Genomic DNA, 17,025 nt, shown 5'->3' with positions numbered 1-17,025 from the left:
ATTCTCATAGGAGTAGGTTATTCGCGTATCATTAGTATTGATCCTGATTGCTTATCATTATTCTCTTTGCAAGTAACATAGTAATAATACACCCCACTCGACAAGTCGAAACCTGTATTACTAGTTCCGTCCCAAAGACAGTCTGACCCATCTGGCTGTGATGTAATTTCTTTGATTTTACGTCCTTTAGGATCAAATATCATTACGGAGCAAGAGTTGTTGGAAATGTTAGCGATACTCCAACAGTCATTGATTCCATCTCCATTAGGAGAGAATCCAATACTTGCCAGTAATTCAGGTTTGTTGATTATCAAACTGTCCTGTGAGATACACTTGTTGAGGTCAATTGCTTCTACATTTATTTGGGTTTCAATAGCAGATGTAGTTACTCTTACATCAGAAATGGTATCATTGATATTGAACGTCGCTTTATTGTCTTTCGAAGACCATACGATATTGCTTTTAAATTCTTCAGAAGCGTCCAGTAGTTCCAATATTACTTCAGATTGATCTTCATCTAAATCAATGTAAAACTGACCATCAGCATCTTCAAGAATCGTATTACTTGAACTCGCTATTTCTACTCCTCCGTTATCATAGTGCGATACTGTTTCCTTAGCTGATACGAATTCACAACCCTCAGATGTAGTTATATTGGCATATATTTCACCTTCTTGTGAGATACTTGCCGTAGAATTAGAGCCTAGAGGTATTGTATCGTTATTACTTGTAACTAGATTCCAAACCCTAGATTCAAATTCCTTTTCTAAGCTTACAACTAAACTGTTTTCGGGACATTTGACAAAGCTGCCTCCTTCTGCTTGAGAGATGATATTAGCAGAGCCATCAGCTGGCTTCGGGATTACTGATATGGTTTGAGATCCTGATATTACATAATCACAATCATCGATTCCATCATATTCTGAAATCATCCTTACCTCATAGTCTTTTGCGATATCGTACTGATTACTTACGATTTCACCTGTAGAGGTGTAGTTTGGAGTACCTGTATAGTCAAAATCCCACCTGTGAATCATTGAGAATCCACCTGTAGAAGTTTGGGTGAAAATAACATCTCCTTCTACACATATATTCGACGTGTTTGTATTAAATGATGAGACTGGAGGTGCCACTGTGGTTAATTCTACTTCTGTACTTTCATAGGTGCAAGTATTTCCTGCGTCAGTGATAGATACTTTTACTTTGTTCTTAGAATTATCTGTTTGAACGTGAGAATATGAAGTTGAAGGGTTTCCCTGTGGTGTGCCGTTTAAAAACCATTCGTAATTATAGCCTGGATAATTAGTTGTTTTTAGGTTAAGACTTTTTCCATTGCAAAACACATCTAATTTATCATTAATAACACCTATAAAAGGGGTGTTAAAAACTTGATAGGTTTGAGAGGTAGTCACCTGGCATTTGTCTGTAGCTACTGTCACTTTATATGTCCCAGAGTTAACGGGTGAGAAACCTGAAATACTTAATGAATTGCTAGTGATAGGTGAAACAGTTCCGTCAGGTAAGATCCATTGGTAAGTGGCAGATGTGTAATCACCAGGGTTAGTCACTGCTATATTGAAGTCAGTACCTTCACATATGGCTGCTGGCGGAGTAGTGAGAATTGGTGTATTTATCACATCTGTAATATAAGTTACATCTACAGCGGCTGAGGTGTTGTCACACTCATCATCGATCGTGACTGTATAATTCCCATCAGCATTGATTGTAATGGCTTGAGTGTTTCCTCCTGCACCACCTGTCCAAGTATATCCTAAATTAGTGTGTGGCGCCTCAAGCGTAGTATTACCTCCTGAGCAAAGATCAACTGATCCAGAAGGGGAAGTGGTAGGAGAGTAACAATTTTGATTGAGTACGATTGCAATTTTCCCATTTACACCTGCATTAGAATTCGTTACATAAGCAATGTCTGTTCTACCGTCTTTGTCAAAATCTGCAAGTTTTATGTTTCTGCTATTTAGTTCATCTACTTCCAGTTCATTATGACTAAACGATAGAGTACTAGGGTCAGTATTTAGAGCGATAGATAGTCTTCTTACACCATCTTCTCTTCCAATTACAATATCAAGATCTCCGTCACCATCCAAATCTCCAATATCGAGTCCCCAAGAACGCGTAACGTCATTGACTCTAACACTTGTATCGAAAGAAATCTCTCCACCGGTACTACTGTTATTTGATTTTATTTCAATATAGTTATCTGTTGTACTTGTACCTGATTTACTTATCACAAGATCTTTCTTACCGTCATTGTTCATATCGGCAGTTTTAAACATCCTTATTTGAGCGATCGTGTTGTGAAATTCGGCTGCTTTTAAATTAATATCAGATAAGTCTCCTGTATTTTGGAAAGTATAAATTCCTTGTGTGCCACTATTACTAGCTATTACATCTGGAAATCCGTCAGAGTTCATGTCAGTGATTTCCACCGCACTCAATCCAGAGGTACCTTCATTTCCATCTATTGCTGACAGTACAATAAAGTCATTATTTTCGGTAGCGTCTTCGAATAGAATATCAGTAGTGGATTTGTTTTTATAAATATAAATACGGTTCGAACCTTGAACAGCAACTGCTATTTCAGGTTTTCCATCTAGATTTAAATCACCAATGGCTAGTCGTCCTGAGAGTTGAAAATTTCCTAGATCATCATTGGGAAGGTTTAGTGTGATAGTTGGTGTACCTGTGATGGTTCCAGAAGTGTTTTTGTAGATATACACATCATTTCTATCGCCATCGTTTTGATTGGCTATAATTTCACTAAAACCATCTCCGTCTAAATCAGAACAAACTAAATTAAGAGATCTGCCGGCATGGTTTGTAGCGGAATTGAAAGAGACAGAACCATACGTAGCATCTGCTGTAGAGTTGGTTAATACTTTTAGATTAGAACTACCTGCATTAGAGGCGGCAAGATCCATTTTTCCATCATTATTAAAATCACAGGCACAGACGTCTTGAGTTTGAAAACCTAAATTTTCACTATCAAATTCGCTACTGAAAACGCTATTGTCTACACTAGTTTTAGAACTACCTGCGAATGTTACGAGGAATTTTTCTCTTGAAATGCCTTGAAGACCACTTTCTAAAACTGTAACATGATCAAATGCAGCTCCTGCGGGTACGGTTGCTGTTAATCTGTTGGAATTGTTAAAAGTAACTGCAGCTTCAATACCTCCAATAAATACTCTTGAAGCTCCAGTAAAACCACTACCTAGTATAGAGATTTCTGTTTTAATAGATCCAGAGGTTGGGTTTATATTAGTTATTCTAGGTTGTGCCACTGCAGCTACTGAAAGAAGTAATGCTATAGCAATGTATATGATTGACTTGGTATTCATTTCTGTCCTTAATTTATCTTTCAGATTAGTCTACTACATTTAATATATACACATGGGCTAGTTGCTGACGCTTACTCCATTTTACTTGCTCTTCCTCAGCTTGTGCCATGGTCGCCCCTTTGTGTACTACTACGACCCATTTTTTATCTCCTTCGAGGCCTTCAGCATGTGCAGGGTTCGCTCCATGAAATCCCATGTTGAATATTTTATCCGAATAAGCTTCAGCTTCATCTAGCGTTTTAAATTCACCAGCAATTACATGATGCCCAGCTGGTAACTCTAGTAGACTATGTCTTCCTCCTGTTTTCTTACGAACTGTATTTCCAGGAAGGCTAATTTTACCTTCGGGCATGTCAGTAAGTGCATCGTGCCATTTAACTTTTGAGATTAAACTGCTATCAGTTTTCATTTGAATATAAGTTACTCCCAGTTCCATGCGGCCATCATTCATTCTATCTTTTACAGCTTTAGTATCATCTACTTTTTCTGCAATAATTCCAGGATCATTGGAAGCAACCATTCCTTCAGGAATTCCGTTTTGGTTTTCAATCTCCTTAGGTTCTTCGGTAGGTTTAGCAGCAATTTCAGTTGTATTTTTATCCTGTGCTGCTTTTCTTCTCTTTTCAGCCGCGAGCCTTCTTCTTTCTGCTGCTCTTTCTAGTTCAACTTTTGTTTTATCAAAATTTTGAATGAATGAGATCGAGTTCCTTTTCTGAGCTTTTTTCTTTTTACCAATATTGATCCCAAAACTCAGTTCCAAGGACCCTGTTGAGATACCGTCAAGATCATTTTGACCATACTCATATGATAGTCCTAGTGCCCAAGTCTCTTTAACCTTTATGCCAAGTAAAACTGAGCCTCCATAATCTTGTCGGTAGCTAAGGCCTGCCCAGACAATATGTCCTAAATGAGCCATAACAGCAGCTTCGTATTGAGGCATATTGACTATTGAAAACCTATATATTATATGAGGCTCAATAGCCATAGTTTTGTTGATTTCGTATCTATATCCTCCATTTAAGGTTAGATTTTCATGAGGTTTCAGGTTTACGCTAAAGCCTTCTGTTGTTACTGTTTCATGACCAACAAGATTTGGTATAGCTAGTCCTAAGCTAAAATTTTCGTAAAAATACACTGCACCAGCATCTGCTAAAGCAAACATAGTTCCTGATAGGTCTTGCAAAGCTGGATCATTGATTACCTCTGATTGTTGATTAGTATAGTCGATATTATATCCAGTATAACCTACTCCAGCAGAAAACCCAAAACGAACATATTGTTTTCTGTCGATTTTCATCAAGTAGCCTCCAGATGCTTTTGCTCCAGAACTATTAAGTGGTCCTATACTATTATTGTATGCCATTCCTCCAAATGAAACTGTTTTATTTATAGGAGTATGGTATGTTACATGAGAATTGAAAGGCGCATCTTCTAACCCTAGCCATTGCTGTCTGTGAACAACAAACAAAGTACTGTATCCAGTTGATCCAACGTAGGCAGGATTAATGACATAAGGGTTCATGAAAAATTGACTGTATAGCCGCTGGTCTTGAGCTTGTAAGTTTGTAATTGCTATCAATCCAATGATAGCAGTAAGTATAGCTTTTAACTTCATATAGTTTGCACCTAGGATATCAAGTGAAATACGATTGAGCTCCTATTTTATTTTAGTTCATCAAATCTAATTTAAATTAGTATTCCATGCTAATTATCATTTATTTGGACAATATTAGACTAGAAATCTTATTATTATTCATGAGTAGATCATAATGAATACTGAATTGTTCGGCTCTTAAAAGTTCATTATTTACTATTTTGCCGCTTAATAAGAATAAAACGTGTTTATGAATTCGCTGACTATAAAAGTACCTTTTACCGTTGCTCTTGTATTTTTTGCCGTAATAGCTAAGGCTCAGTTTTGGTTTGGGCCTATAGTCGGAGGACACCTTTCATATTACGACTTTTTAGATCCAAAAAGAGAGGACTACGTTGATGTAGCTGCACAAGTTAGCTATCATGCTGGTTTAGCTATGGATTATTCGACGGAGAGTGCTTTTGAAGTACACGGAGAACTTCGATATACCAACATAAGAATCAATACAAATGGTTTTGCCGATGTGTTTGGAATTGATCCAGATACAGGTGCTCCTACTGAAGAGACAGTTTCTGTAAATGTTGCTAGGAGCGAGATGGTCAATCACATGTTGACTATGCCTATAATGGCTAGACTCATACTGTTCCAAAGAAGTAAAATTAAATTTTTAGGAGAGGTAGGCCCACAGTTATCATATTGGCTTGCAAGTACTGGCACTCTTCGAGCGGATGGACTAGTTGAATCTGGTCAAGAAAAAATAGATCAAAAGGTGAAGTTTGGAACTTTTGATGAGGTACAAGAATCTGTAGAAGATAATACATCATTTGTAGTTTCGAAGCCAAATAGGTTACAATACGGTCTTGGTGTTGGTTTTGGGGCCTTATGGGATATTACACCCGAAAGAAGGGTGATTGTTGACGCAAAATATTTTATTGGACACTCCATTATGGCTTTTAATGATGGTAATGGTGGTGTGATGGCTCCAGCAGATCCAGATGATTTAACTATTCCAAATGAACTAGGTTATGTCGAGGACACTGAATATCAGACGAATGTTTTTTCTATATCAGTTGCATATATGTTTGGATGGAATCCTGTCCTCAATAGAAAGGGAAGAAGTACTTCAAGTGTGGGTAGGAAAAAGGGAAGAAAAAAGTAATGTCCAATTGAGATAGAATCTCTTTGAACAATAGTGTTAGTTGATCTTCTACTTTTTCTTAAGTGGAATCAAATGTTCGTCTGCAATACTTCTCAAGAATGTTTTACTAGTGTTGATGTTAGGGTCACTGTATACATATGCCGAAAGGTCAGCTATCACGCCGGGTTTATAACCTAGTTTTAATGCGATTTTTTCACAAAAATCAATTTCAGATTGGAATACTTTTCCATCTACTTTCATTAGTTGTACTATGTTAAATAGGTGTTCGAACTTTTGATCAGGATGAAGATCTGACATATCAGGAATAGGCATAGGACTGTCAATAACTGATTCTATATCATCCTCTGTCATTCCGTTTAGTTTACCTAAGTAGTGAATCATCTTAGCTTCGGATTCAGCTATGAAGTTGTCTATTTTTGATAGATGTACTAGTAAACTAAGTTGTTCGTGAACGTTTAGCATAGAATAAATTTAGGTGCCTGTGGTCGCTTTTTAATAAGCGTACAAGATCAATAAAATGTTTTAAAGTTCAAACTTATTAGTATTAACACAATAAAACTACCTTGTACCATGATTTAATAATGAATTTCGTTCAAATGACGTTTTCTGTTTTGGATTTTAAGACTACTCAATTATTATTGCAACGATGAAAGGAAATAAATTCTATAGTAATTGGTGGTGGGGCATTTCTTAAAGGAATGTGGACGATCATATGTGTAGAATCTAAAATATAACATAGCCCTGACGTTCACTGTCAGGGCTTTTTTTATGTCAAATTGTTAGTATGAAGAGTATTTCAATCTATTCACGAACCAAAGAAATCTTAGGGGATATTATAACTCCAGTGAGTATCTATTTGAGGGTTAGGGATAAATATCCCAACTCTTTTCTATTGGAGAGTTCGGACTATCATGCAAAAGAAAATAGTCTATCTTATATTGCCTTTTCACCTAGAGCTGAGTACAAGGTTGATAAAGGACAAGTAACGGTTTCAACTCCTTGGGGTACTGAAGTTTCGGATCTATCTACTTTGGATTTAAGGAAATCATTTGGTGAGTTTATAGAGGCCTTTGATCACAAATCTGAGAATAACGGGCAAATAATTAATGCAGGGTTATTTGGCTTTACTTCTTATGAGGCTGTACAACAATTTGAAGAAGTAACTTTCAATCCTGATAATATTAGGCATTTTGAAAATCCATTAATGCAGTATTTCTTCTTTGAGTATGTAATAGCTGTGGATCACTTCAGAAATAAGGTATATGTGACACAAAATGGTTTTGCTGAAGAGTTTGAAGATTCGATTGATGAAATTATTCAATTAGTTTCGTCTGTAAATACTCCCACTTTTTCTTTTCAGACCAATGGAGTTGTGGAGTCAGAAATGACTGATGATGAGTTTAGGAATAATGTTTTAAAAGCTATTGATCATTGTCAGTTGGGGGATACCTTTCAAATGGTGCTTTCAAGATCCTTTAGTACTTCTTTTCAGGGAGATGAATTTCTATTGTACAGAGCTTTAAGAAGTATTAATCCTTCTCCGTATTTGTTTTACTTTGATTTTGGGTCATTCAAGATTTTTGGATCCTCACCTGAGGCACAGCTGGAGGTGAAGGACGGAAGTGCAGCTATTTATCCTATAGCTGGTACTTATAGAAGAACTGGAGATGATGAAAAAGATGCAGAAGCAGCGAAAGAACTTTCTGAGGATATCAAAGAGACCTCTGAGCACGTGATGCTAGTTGATTTAGCCAGAAATGATCTAAGTATTTCCGGTGATCATGTAACAGTGGAAAAATTTAAAGAGATTCAGTTTTTCTCACATGTTATTCATTTGGTCTCGAAAGTTACCAATAAGTTGAGACTGGGTAAGAAAGCTTTTGATCTAGCTGCTGATACCTTTCCGGCCGGTACTTTATCTGGTGCGCCTAAACATAGAGCTATGCAATTGATTGATAAATATGAAAAGAGCGTTAGAGGCTATTATGGAGGGATGATTGGGTTGATGGACTTCAAAGGTAATTTTAATCATGCTATCCTTATTCGCTCTTTCTTGAGTCAAAATAACAAATTGCATTTTAGGGCTGGTGCAGGTGTAGTAGCCAAGTCTAATCCTGACAGTGAAGTTCAAGAAGTATATAATAAGATTGGGGCATTGAAATCTGCCATTGAAAAAGCAGATGAAATCAACAAAACATTAAACGACAAGAAGAAATGAAGACATTAGTTCTAGATAACTACGATTCGTTTACCTACAATCTGGTTCATATAATCAGGGAGTTGGAAGGAGATGAAAATCTTGAAGTACATAGAAATGATCAAATTGAACTATCAGAAGTTTCTAGATTTGATCGTATTCTATTATCTCCTGGACCTGGTTTGCCTGCAGAAAGTGGGATTCTGTTAGATACCATAAAAACATATGCTTCAGATAAAAATATATTAGGCGTTTGTCTAGGTCATCAAGCAATAGCAGAATCGTTCGGGGGAGAGTTATATAACCTACCTACGGTATTACATGGAATAGCTACTAATGTCAATATCAAAGAAAAAGATGTGCTCTTTAATGGTGTTCCCGAGCAGTTTAAAATTTGTAGATACCATAGCTGGGCTGTACATCCTGATAAAATAGGTGAAGTTCAGGTGACTGCTGTAGATGATGATGGCGAAATTATGGCACATAAGCATCCCAAATATGATGTAAGAGGAGTACAGTTTCATCCAGAGTCTATATTGACAGAGAATGGTATCAAAATGATTGAGAATTGGATTAATATTTAATGTGTGATTTTTAAGGTCATAGTCAAAATGGAATCATCTAAATTCTATTTAGAAGCGACTATAACCTATCTATTTAATAACCTTTGACAGGAATAAGTACATGAAAGAGATTTTACAAAAACTTACGAATAATTATGAGCTTACACGGCAAGAGGCAAAAGAGACCTTAACGAAGCTTGCTCAAGGCGAGTACAATCAAAGTCAAATGGCTGCTTTTCTGACAGTTTATTTGATGAGAAGTGTAAGTGTTCATGAGTTGTCAGGGTTTAAAGCTGCGATGCTGGACTTGTGTAAACCAATAAATCTTTCAGATTTCGATGCAATGGATATGTGTGGTACTGGTGGAGATGGTAAAGATACCTTTAATATTTCTACAGCTTCATCTTTTGTAGTGGCAGGTGCAGGCCAAAAAGTAGCTAAACATGGTAATAATGGAGTCTCTTCCATGTGTGGATCATCTAATCTTTTAAATTATTTAGGACATGATTTTAAAGGAGATGAAGATTCTTTGAAAAAGAGTTTAGACGAGTCAGGTATTTGTTTCTTACATGCGCCGCTCTTTCATCCTGCCATGAAAAACGTAGCCCCGGTGAGAAAAGAATTAGGATTGAAAACATTTTTCAATATGCTAGGACCGTTGGTAAATCCAAGTAAGCCAGAAAGACAATTAACAGGGGTTTATAATCTAGAGGTAGCTAGACTTTATAGATACATGTTCCAAGAGGAGAATAGAAATTGTGCAGTAGTTCATGCATTGGATGGCTATGATGAAATTTCGTTGACAGGTGATTTTAAAGTCATGACTAGAGACGACGAAAGGGTTTATTCCCCTAGTCAAATAGGTTTAGATATCGTTTCACAAGAAGAAATTAGCGGAGGAAATTCTATCGAAGATTCTGCTCAAATATTCGCGAGAGTATTGAAAGGTGAAGCGACTAAAGCTCAAATTAACGTCGTGTTAGCCAATGCTGGATTGGCATTATTTGTAGGTCAGGATTTGGGATCATTTGAAGAAGGTATTGCTAAAGCAAAACAATCAATAGACTCAGGTGCCGCATATCAATGTTTTCAGAAATTTATAGAAGTGAACAAGTAATGAATGTACTTGATAAAATAGTAGAACAAAAAAAGAAGGAAGTCGCTGAACAAAAGGTTCAAACAACTGTAGATGCATTGAAAGCTACAGATGGGTTTCAGAGAACAGGTATTAGTGTAGTTGAAAGATTGCAAGCGAACAATAGTTTCGGTATTATCTCGGAATTTAAAAGGCAATCCCCATCTAAAGGTATTATCAATGATAGTGCAGATGTCTCTGAGGTGACTAAAGGTTATTGCGATGCGGGAGCGTCAGCTGTTTCGATCCTTACTGATGAACAATTCTTTGGTGGCACAATGGAGGATTTAAAAAGGGCTCGTCCCCATCTAGACTGTCCAGTTTTACGCAAGGACTTTATAATTGATGAATATCAAGTGTATCAAACCAAGTCATTAGGTGCAGATTTAATGTTGTTGATTGCTGCAATATTGACTAAGGAAGAGGTGGTAAAATATACTGACTTGGCACATGAGATTGGGCTAGAAGTTCTTCTTGAAATACACAATGAAGAAGAGTATAACCATTGTTATTATGAAAAAGTCGATGTTTTAGGAGTCAATAATAGAGACTTGAAACGATTCAAGACAACCATTCAGAATTCAATTGATCTGGCCAAAATTCTTCCAGAAGAGCAATTGAAAATTTCTGAAAGTGGCATTTCCTCTATAGAGGAAATGAAGTTATTGCAAACTCATGGCTTCAAAGGTTTTTTAATAGGAGAATCTTTTATGAGGACAGAGGATCCTGCTGCAGAATTGGAAAAGTTTTTATCCAAATAAAAAATGATAGTCAAAGTTTGTGGTATAAGAAACCTTCAGAACTTGTCGTATTTGGCTAAATCAGATGTTGATTGGGTTGGATTCATTTTTTTTAACAAGTCCAAGCGTAACTTTCCGGAAGGCGATCTGGATGAAGATCAACTTAGCGTTTTTAATAAAAAGAAAGTCGGCGTATTTGTAAATGAGTCGATAGAAACTATTTCGAGCATTGCACACAAGTATGGGTTAAATATTATACAGTTACATGGTGATGAGTCTCCTGAGTTTTGTGAGGAATTAAGAAATCTTGGACTGAAGGTAATGAAAGCTTTTTCTGTGTATGATGAACTACCAGTAGACCTAAAGCACTATGAATTATCAATAGATTATGCACTTTTTGATACAAAAGGAGTTGAGAGAGGGGGCAACGGAGTTCAATTTGATTGGAGTGTGTTAGAAGATTATGATCTTGACTTGCCTTTTTTAGTGAGTGGAGGTATTGGTGTAACAGATGTCACTAGATTAAAAGAGATAAAGAATAATAAAATGGCTGGAGTTGATATTAACAGCCGGTTTGAGCTTGAGCCTGGACTTAAAGACGAGCAATTGCTTGAGCAATTTATACAGGAAATTAAAACCTAAAACTTGAAGAATATGGAAACTCAAGTGTCCCCAAATGAGCGAGGATATTATGGAAGCTTTGGTGGTGCATTCATCCCAGAAATGATGCAAGCAAATATCGCTGAACTTCAAGAAAAGTACGAGGAGATTATGAATGCTCCAGAATTTAGAGCTGAATTTGAACAGCTTCTAAAGGATTATGTGGGGCGACCGACTCCGCTTTACAAAGCAACTCGATTATCAAAAAAGTACAATTCTAATATCTATCTAAAAAGAGAAGATTTAAATCATACAGGGGCTCACAAGATTAATAATAGTCTTGGTCAGATTATCCTTGCAAAGAAGCTAGGTAAGAAGAAAATAATAGCAGAAACTGGTGCTGGTCAACATGGTGTTGCTACAGCAACAGCATGTGCTTTGATGGGGATAGAGTGTGTCGTTTTCATGGGAGAACTTGATGTAGATCGTCAGGCTCCAAATGTAGGAAGAATGAAAATGTTGGGAGCTGAAGTAATCCCTGTTTCGTCTGGAAGCAAAACATTAAAAGATGCGACAAACGAAGCAATGAGATATTGGATTGCTAATCCTTTTGATACACATTATATCATTGGTTCAGTAGTGGGGCCACACCCATACCCTGATATGGTGGCTAAATTTCAATCTGTCATAAGTAAAGAAATTAAGAAGCAACTCAAGGAAGAAACGGGTAGTGAATTGCCGGATCGAGTAATAGCCTGTGTAGGAGGTGGAAGCAATGCTACTGGGGCATTTTATCATTTTCTTGAAGATGAAGAAGTAGAGTTGGTTGCAGCTGAAGCTGCTGGTAAAGGACTTGATTCAGGGTTTACTGCTGCTGCTACTTTTAAAGGGGTTAGTGGGATTCTTCATGGCAGTAAGACACTGTTCATGCAGACTGAGGACGGACAGGTGGAGGAGCCTCATTCTATATCTGCGGGATTGGATTATCCTGGGATTGGTCCAGCACTTGCTCACTGGTTTGAAAGTGGTAGAGTGAAGTATGAGGCTGTCACTGATGATCATGCGATGAAAGCAGGAATGGAGCTTTGTAAATTGGAAGGGATTATCCCGGCAGTAGAGTCTGCGCATGCATTGGCAGCACTTGATAATCTTGATCTCAAACCTGATGAGATTATAGTTGTTAACTTATCTGGAAGAGGAGATAAAGATTTAAAAACTTATTTGGATCAATTAGAATCGTAATACTGATGAACAGAATTAATAAGTTGTTAGCTGAAAAAGATAATATACTATCGATCTATTTTACAGCTGGATATCCTTCGTTTGATGATACCAGAACAGTGGTTAAATCTCTGCAAGATAATGGTGCTGATTTAATCGAAATAGGAGTTCCGTTTTCCGATCCTATTGCGGATGGTCCTACCATTCAATATACAAATACAATAGCTTTAGAGAATGGGATGACAGTTGAAAATTTGTTCCAGCAACTAGTAGATGTAAGAGAAGACGTTGAAGTTCCTTTGATTATGATGAGTTCTTTAAACCCTATTTTACAATATGGTTTCGAAGAGTTTTGTAAGAAGTGTAAAGAGGTAGGTGTTGATGGTTTGATTATTCCTGATTTGCCGGTGGAAGAATATATAGCTGAATATAAAACTATAGTAGAGGGGTACGGTTTGCGCAACGTTATTTTGATTACACCAGCCAGTACAGATGATAGAATTCGCTTGATAGATGATAATACCGATGCCTTTATTTATATGGTTTCTTCATCCGCGATTACTGGAACAAATACCAAGTTTGCCTCAGATTTTAGTGCTTTTGCTAGTAGGTTAGAGCAAATGAAATTGAAGAACCCTAGAATTACTGGGTTTGGGATTAGTGATAAAGAGTCATTTGATAAAGTCTGTGAGACTTCCAAAGGTGGAATCATTGGAAGTGCTTTTGTCAAAGCACTAAAAGATTCTAAAGACGTGGCTAAATCCATTGGAGACTTTATGGTTCAGTTTAAAAATTGATTTTAGGCTAGTCTAAAAAATATTATATAAAGCATTTGAATTCAGACTACTTATAGTAGTCTGTTTTTGTTTATGCATGAAGGTAAAATCAATAAGTAGATTTCTAGAATTTTGTTAAATATTATTGTTCCGTATGTTAAAATTCAGATGAATAAATGGGTTTTGTCATACTGAAAAATGAGTGGAGGTCAAGATATATTATGTGATGAGTTCGGTCATGAAATGTAGGGTTTGATACATGCTGTTATCTTGCTAATTTCGGGGTTGTAACAAAGAAAAAAATTAATGGCTAAGAGGGAAGAAATGCTGGGGCACCCTAAAGGATTGTTTGTATTGTTTATGGTGGAGATTTGGGAACGTTTTAGTTACTACGGTATGAGAGCGTTGCTAACACTTTTTTTAGCTGCGCCGGCAGTGGGGTTGAATCCAGGATATGGCTGGGATAATGATAGGACCTTAGCTTTTTACGGCTGGTATACTATGTTAGTTTATTTATCATCTATACCGGGAGGGATTCTTGCAGATAAATTTATAGGACAAAAAAAGTCGGTAATGTATGGAGGAGCTTTGCTTGTAGCCGGGCATACTGTTTTGGCGATAAATGCACAATGGGCTTTTTTTACGGGTCTTGCATTAATCATACTAGGAGTAGGTGGGTTAAAGGCGAATATCTCATCTATGGTAGGAGGTCTTTATGAACAGGGAGATGTTAGAAGAGATAAAGGGTTTTATATTTTCTATATAGGTATTAATGTTGGCGCGTTTACTGGTGCTTTGGCTACTGGATGGGTCGCAGTAGAGTGGGGTTGGCATTATGGTTTTGGTCTGGCTGGAATTGGTATGGTTTTCGGTCAAATCGTTTTAATGTACGGTAAAAAATATTTGATAGGTATTGGTGAAGCTCCTAAGATGGTTTCTGAAGATGGTACTGAAACTTCAAGTTTTCTTGATTTGGTTAAAGGGTTATTAACGAGTAAATTTCAGTTGGTGTTGACACTTCTTTTGATGGTGTTAAGCGTGTATCTTTCTTGGAATTACGCTGAAGGAATAGAGAAAATTGCTTATTCTCTTTTAGGATTATTCCTAGCTCTTTCAGTAGGATTTTTGGGTATGGTTTATAATGACATAGATGCTCAAGAAAAAGATAGGTTTAAAATTCTACTTTTATCATTCTTAATAATTATTGTATTTCTAGGGGCATTTGAACAAGCTGGAGGTTTGATGAATCTTTATGCTCAACAAAAGACTGATAGAGTTATTGAGATGTTAAACTTTGAAGTACCTGCTGCATGGTTTCAGTCAGTTAATGCATTTTTTATAATCACACTAGGAACTTCGGTTGCTGGATTTTGGGTTTGGTGGCAAAATAGAGGCTTAGAATCTTCTTCACTTTACAGAATGGCTGTAGGTGTAATTATTACTGGATTGGGGTTCGGGTTTATGAGTTTAGCCTCAATCGAATATTCTAATACAGAAAGTTCAGCTATTTATTGGTTGATTCTAGCGTATTTACTGCATACAGTAGGAGAGTTATGTACTTTTCCAGTAGCACTTTCTTTTATTACTAAAGTAGCCCCAATCAAATATGTTTCCATAATGATGGGAGTCTTTTGGGCTGCTACAGGCTTAGGTAATAAAGTTGCCGGTGTGATAGGTCAAGCATCTCAAAGTGCAGGTGAGTTAGAAACTTTTACAGGCTTGGTTATTTTTTGTGTTTTATTCGGACTCTTGATTATAGCTTTTGTAAAACGTCTTAAGAAATTGGCTCATGGCGCGGAGGATGTAATCTTAGAAAAATCTAATTCATAAAGAATAAATTGCCATGTCAATGCTTTTAATTTGGATTATTGAAATCTCACTTTTTTAGAGGTTTTGATTTATTATCAATATAAAATTATGGGAGAGATCAAGACCCGATCTCTCCTATAATTTTTTCTAAGTTATCCTTTCGACCAAGGTTGAGTTTCTTTCTTATCCTGTATCTGGCAGTGTGTACGCTTTCAATAGATATACCGAGTAGCCTTGACATGTCCTTTCCACTAAAGTTTAATTTGATCAACGCACAGACTTTTTGATCTCCAAGGCTGAGATCAGGGTATTTGTTATTAAGTTCAGAATAGAACCTTTCATTTACTTGTATAAAGCGAGTCTCAAATTCTTTCCAGTTTTGAGAAGTGGATACACTTATACCTGAAGCAATTTTATTTAATTGAGGAGAATTTAATTCTTTGGAAATTTTTTTGAGTTGTACTTTGAGTTCAGAAAGTATTTCTTCTTTTTGGATTACCTGTAATGTGGATGCTGTCATTTCTTTGTTTTTTGCGTCTATTACATCCTGCATTCTTCTACGTTCTATTTCTCGCTTTTCATGTAAATACCCTTTTTTAGTTTTATACTTTATTCGGAAATGTCTATAGATTAGAAAAATTATAAGAAGAAGAGAGGTTATTATTATGCCTGAGATAATTATTCTTAGCCTCCAAACTTTATCTTCTTGTTGTAGGGCCAATATTTCTTTGTCTTTGATTAGTTGTGCTTTTTCTAGCTCTCCATTTCTATATTGATCTTTTATTTCTAGTATTTGGGCATTTTTTCCAATGCGACTATCGAACATCTCCTCATTAAGTTCTTTAGCTTTTTTTAACCAAGAGTATGAGGTATATACTTCACCCATTGATAACATTAAAGATGAATAATCTTCATAGATACTGGGCAATACGTCTATATGACTGGTATACTCATGGGCAGCATGGATAGCACTTTCAAAATAAAATTTACTACTATCCAGCATATTTAAACCTCTATAGCTTCTTGCTATTGCATAATGGAATATGGTATTGTACTTGGGGTGTTTTTCAGCTATTAATTGTAGTTCTGGCAACATTAATTTCAAAGCGTTTCTAAATTCTCCTTCATTAATTTTTATCATTCCCCGTTCAATATTGGTAAATGTTGAACCATAGCTTGGATGTTGAAAGAGATCAGCAGAATCAAGATATGTTTTAGCTAGATTGTATTTTTCCATACGACGATAGCAGGACCCTATAGGGAAATAGTAAGTGGGAAGTCTGAAGGTGTCAACAGAAGTATTGGTGACTAATTCTTTTATCATCTTTAAAGCTTCTTTAAAGTGTTTTTCCGCTAAATCATATCTCTTATAAATTAAATATTGCCAACCAAGTCCATGATGTACTTTCATTATGGCAACTTGATTATTACTAGCTTTAGCTAGTTCCAAGGCGTCCCAGTAATTGTCGTATGAATAGCTGAAATTTCCTCCATGTGCGTAGAGGTCTCCAAGATCAATTAAAGCTTTTATTGCAAGGGTAGTATCTTCTTGTTCGATATGTTTTTTATATGTTTCAAGGTAAAGACTTTTTGTCTTTTCTCTATCCTTGAACATATCATAATTTGGAAGATCAAGAAGAATTTCTCTTTCAGTTTCTTTGTCTATTTTATCCTGACTATAAACTGTACATAGAGGTGCGGTGCTAATGCTCAAAATGATCAATAGTAGTCGAGTATTTAGTCTCATCATACCTTCAATATAAATAAAAAAAGGTTTCAAATTCAATTGTAATGCGCCTTTTATCAAGTCTTAGTCTAGTTGATGTCAAGTTTATGTGATGTTATATCAAGTTAGGGTGTATGTCAATTTGA

At 36.3% G+C, this 17,025-nt stretch carries 13 protein-coding genes; 9 read left to right on the top strand and 4 right to left on the bottom strand.

The features are described from left to right. Nucleotides 1-17 precede the first annotated feature (17 nt). Nucleotides 18-3,359, bottom strand: a complete 3,342-nt coding sequence (locus DKG80_RS07075) for an FG-GAP-like repeat-containing protein (protein WP_109830616.1) — start codon at nucleotides 3,357-3,359, stop codon at nucleotides 18-20. 25 nt (nucleotides 3,360-3,384) lie between these two features. Continuing rightward, on the bottom strand, nucleotides 3,385-4,974 hold the full coding sequence (locus DKG80_RS07070; RefSeq protein WP_109830615.1) for a PorP/SprF family type IX secretion system membrane protein: 1,590 nt from the start codon (nucleotides 4,972-4,974) through the stop codon (nucleotides 3,385-3,387). A 229-nt stretch (nucleotides 4,975-5,203) separates the two neighbouring features. On the opposite strand from DKG80_RS07070, the gene DKG80_RS07065 reads away from it, so the two are divergent. Next, complete coding sequence (locus DKG80_RS07065; RefSeq protein WP_109830614.1) at nucleotides 5,204-6,112, top strand: outer membrane beta-barrel protein; 909 nt, start codon at nucleotides 5,204-5,206, stop codon at nucleotides 6,110-6,112. Nucleotides 6,113-6,160: 48 nt separating this feature from the next. On the opposite strand, the gene DKG80_RS07060 is transcribed toward DKG80_RS07065, so the two are convergent. Further along, on the bottom strand, nucleotides 6,161-6,574 hold the full coding sequence (locus DKG80_RS07060; protein ID WP_109830613.1) for a tellurite resistance TerB family protein: 414 nt from the start codon (nucleotides 6,572-6,574) through the stop codon (nucleotides 6,161-6,163). Between the two features lie 322 nt (nucleotides 6,575-6,896). Here DKG80_RS07060 and DKG80_RS07055 point away from each other — a divergent pair, with 322 nt between their 5' ends. The 8 genes from DKG80_RS07055 to DKG80_RS07020 all read left to right on the top strand — a co-directional run bounded on the left by DKG80_RS07055 (nucleotide 6,897) and on the right by DKG80_RS07020 (nucleotide 15,174). Continuing rightward, nucleotides 6,897-8,330: an anthranilate synthase component I family protein gene (locus DKG80_RS07055; protein ID WP_109830612.1), complete on the top strand. Its 1,434-nt coding sequence runs from the start codon at nucleotides 6,897-6,899 to the stop codon at nucleotides 8,328-8,330. Then, nucleotides 8,327-8,893, top strand: a complete 567-nt coding sequence (locus DKG80_RS07050) for an anthranilate synthase component II (protein WP_109830611.1) — start codon at nucleotides 8,327-8,329, stop codon at nucleotides 8,891-8,893. The genes DKG80_RS07055 and DKG80_RS07050 overlap by 4 nt, the downstream gene beginning before the upstream one ends. A gap of 100 nt (nucleotides 8,894-8,993) precedes the next feature. Next, nucleotides 8,994-9,989 (top strand): anthranilate phosphoribosyltransferase, encoded by a 996-nt coding sequence (trpD, locus tag DKG80_RS07045; protein WP_109830610.1) that lies wholly within the window; start codon nucleotides 8,994-8,996, stop codon nucleotides 9,987-9,989. Next, nucleotides 9,989-10,768 carry an indole-3-glycerol phosphate synthase TrpC gene (gene trpC, locus DKG80_RS07040; protein ID WP_109830853.1) on the top strand — a complete coding sequence of 260 codons (780 nt, stop codon included), beginning with the start codon at nucleotides 9,989-9,991 and terminating at the stop codon, nucleotides 10,766-10,768. The genes trpD and trpC overlap by 1 nt, the downstream gene beginning before the upstream one ends. Nucleotides 10,769-10,771: 3 nt before the next feature. Then, nucleotides 10,772-11,389 carry a phosphoribosylanthranilate isomerase gene (locus DKG80_RS07035; protein WP_109830609.1) on the top strand — a complete coding sequence of 206 codons (618 nt, stop codon included), beginning with the start codon at nucleotides 10,772-10,774 and terminating at the stop codon, nucleotides 11,387-11,389. 12 nt (nucleotides 11,390-11,401) lie between these two features. Continuing rightward, nucleotides 11,402-12,589 (top strand): tryptophan synthase subunit beta, encoded by a 1,188-nt coding sequence (trpB, locus tag DKG80_RS07030; protein WP_109830608.1) that lies wholly within the window; start codon nucleotides 11,402-11,404, stop codon nucleotides 12,587-12,589. Between the two features lie 5 nt (nucleotides 12,590-12,594). After that, nucleotides 12,595-13,365, top strand: a complete 771-nt coding sequence (trpA, locus tag DKG80_RS07025) for a tryptophan synthase subunit alpha (protein WP_109830607.1) — start codon at nucleotides 12,595-12,597, stop codon at nucleotides 13,363-13,365. Between the two features lie 285 nt (nucleotides 13,366-13,650). Beyond that, entirely contained in the window at nucleotides 13,651-15,174 is a 1,524-nt protein-coding gene (locus DKG80_RS07020) for a peptide MFS transporter (protein WP_109830606.1), read from the top strand. A 97-nt stretch (nucleotides 15,175-15,271) separates the two neighbouring features. Here DKG80_RS07020 and DKG80_RS07015 read toward each other — a convergent pair whose 3' ends face one another. Then, complete coding sequence (locus DKG80_RS07015) at nucleotides 15,272-16,903, bottom strand: tetratricopeptide repeat protein (RefSeq protein WP_162555736.1); 1,632 nt, start codon at nucleotides 16,901-16,903, stop codon at nucleotides 15,272-15,274. Nucleotides 16,904-17,025 lie beyond the last annotated feature (122 nt).

It is taken from the genome of Reichenbachiella versicolor (assembly GCF_003171675.1).
GTDB classification, from domain to species: domain Bacteria; phylum Bacteroidota; class Bacteroidia; order Cytophagales; family Cyclobacteriaceae; genus Reichenbachiella; species Reichenbachiella versicolor.
The sequence above is the reverse complement of the archived record's forward strand: the minus strand, read 5'-3'. Positions and strand labels throughout refer to the sequence as shown.

What these genes read in the sequence shown, in the direction of transcription:
- trpC (WP_109830853.1), top strand. Translation starts at nt 9,989, where the DNA reads ATGAATGTACTTGATAAAATAGTAGAACAAAAAAAGAAGGAAGTCGCT.
- DKG80_RS07050 (WP_109830611.1), top strand. Translation starts at nt 8,327, where the DNA reads ATGAAGACATTAGTTCTAGATAACTACGATTCGTTTACCTACAATCTG.
- DKG80_RS07035 (WP_109830609.1), top strand. Translation starts at nt 10,772, where the DNA reads ATGATAGTCAAAGTTTGTGGTATAAGAAACCTTCAGAACTTGTCGTAT.
- trpB (WP_109830608.1), top strand. Translation starts at nt 11,402, where the DNA reads ATGGAAACTCAAGTGTCCCCAAATGAGCGAGGATATTATGGAAGCTTT.
- DKG80_RS07060 (WP_109830613.1), bottom strand. Translation starts at nt 6,574, where the DNA reads ATGCTAAACGTTCACGAACAACTTAGTTTACTAGTACATCTATCAAAA.
- DKG80_RS07075 (WP_109830616.1), bottom strand. Translation starts at nt 3,359, where the DNA reads ATGAATACCAAGTCAATCATATACATTGCTATAGCATTACTTCTTTCA.
- trpA (WP_109830607.1), top strand. Translation starts at nt 12,595, where the DNA reads ATGAACAGAATTAATAAGTTGTTAGCTGAAAAAGATAATATACTATCG.
- DKG80_RS07020 (WP_109830606.1), top strand. Translation starts at nt 13,651, where the DNA reads ATGGCTAAGAGGGAAGAAATGCTGGGGCACCCTAAAGGATTGTTTGTA.
- DKG80_RS07055 (WP_109830612.1), top strand. Translation starts at nt 6,897, where the DNA reads ATGAAGAGTATTTCAATCTATTCACGAACCAAAGAAATCTTAGGGGAT.
- DKG80_RS07065 (WP_109830614.1), top strand. Translation starts at nt 5,204, where the DNA reads ATGAATTCGCTGACTATAAAAGTACCTTTTACCGTTGCTCTTGTATTT.
- DKG80_RS07070 (WP_109830615.1), bottom strand. Translation starts at nt 4,974, where the DNA reads ATGAAGTTAAAAGCTATACTTACTGCTATCATTGGATTGATAGCAATT.
- DKG80_RS07015 (WP_162555736.1), bottom strand. Translation starts at nt 16,903, where the DNA reads ATGATGAGACTAAATACTCGACTACTATTGATCATTTTGAGCATTAGC.
- trpD (WP_109830610.1), top strand. Translation starts at nt 8,994, where the DNA reads ATGAAAGAGATTTTACAAAAACTTACGAATAATTATGAGCTTACACGG.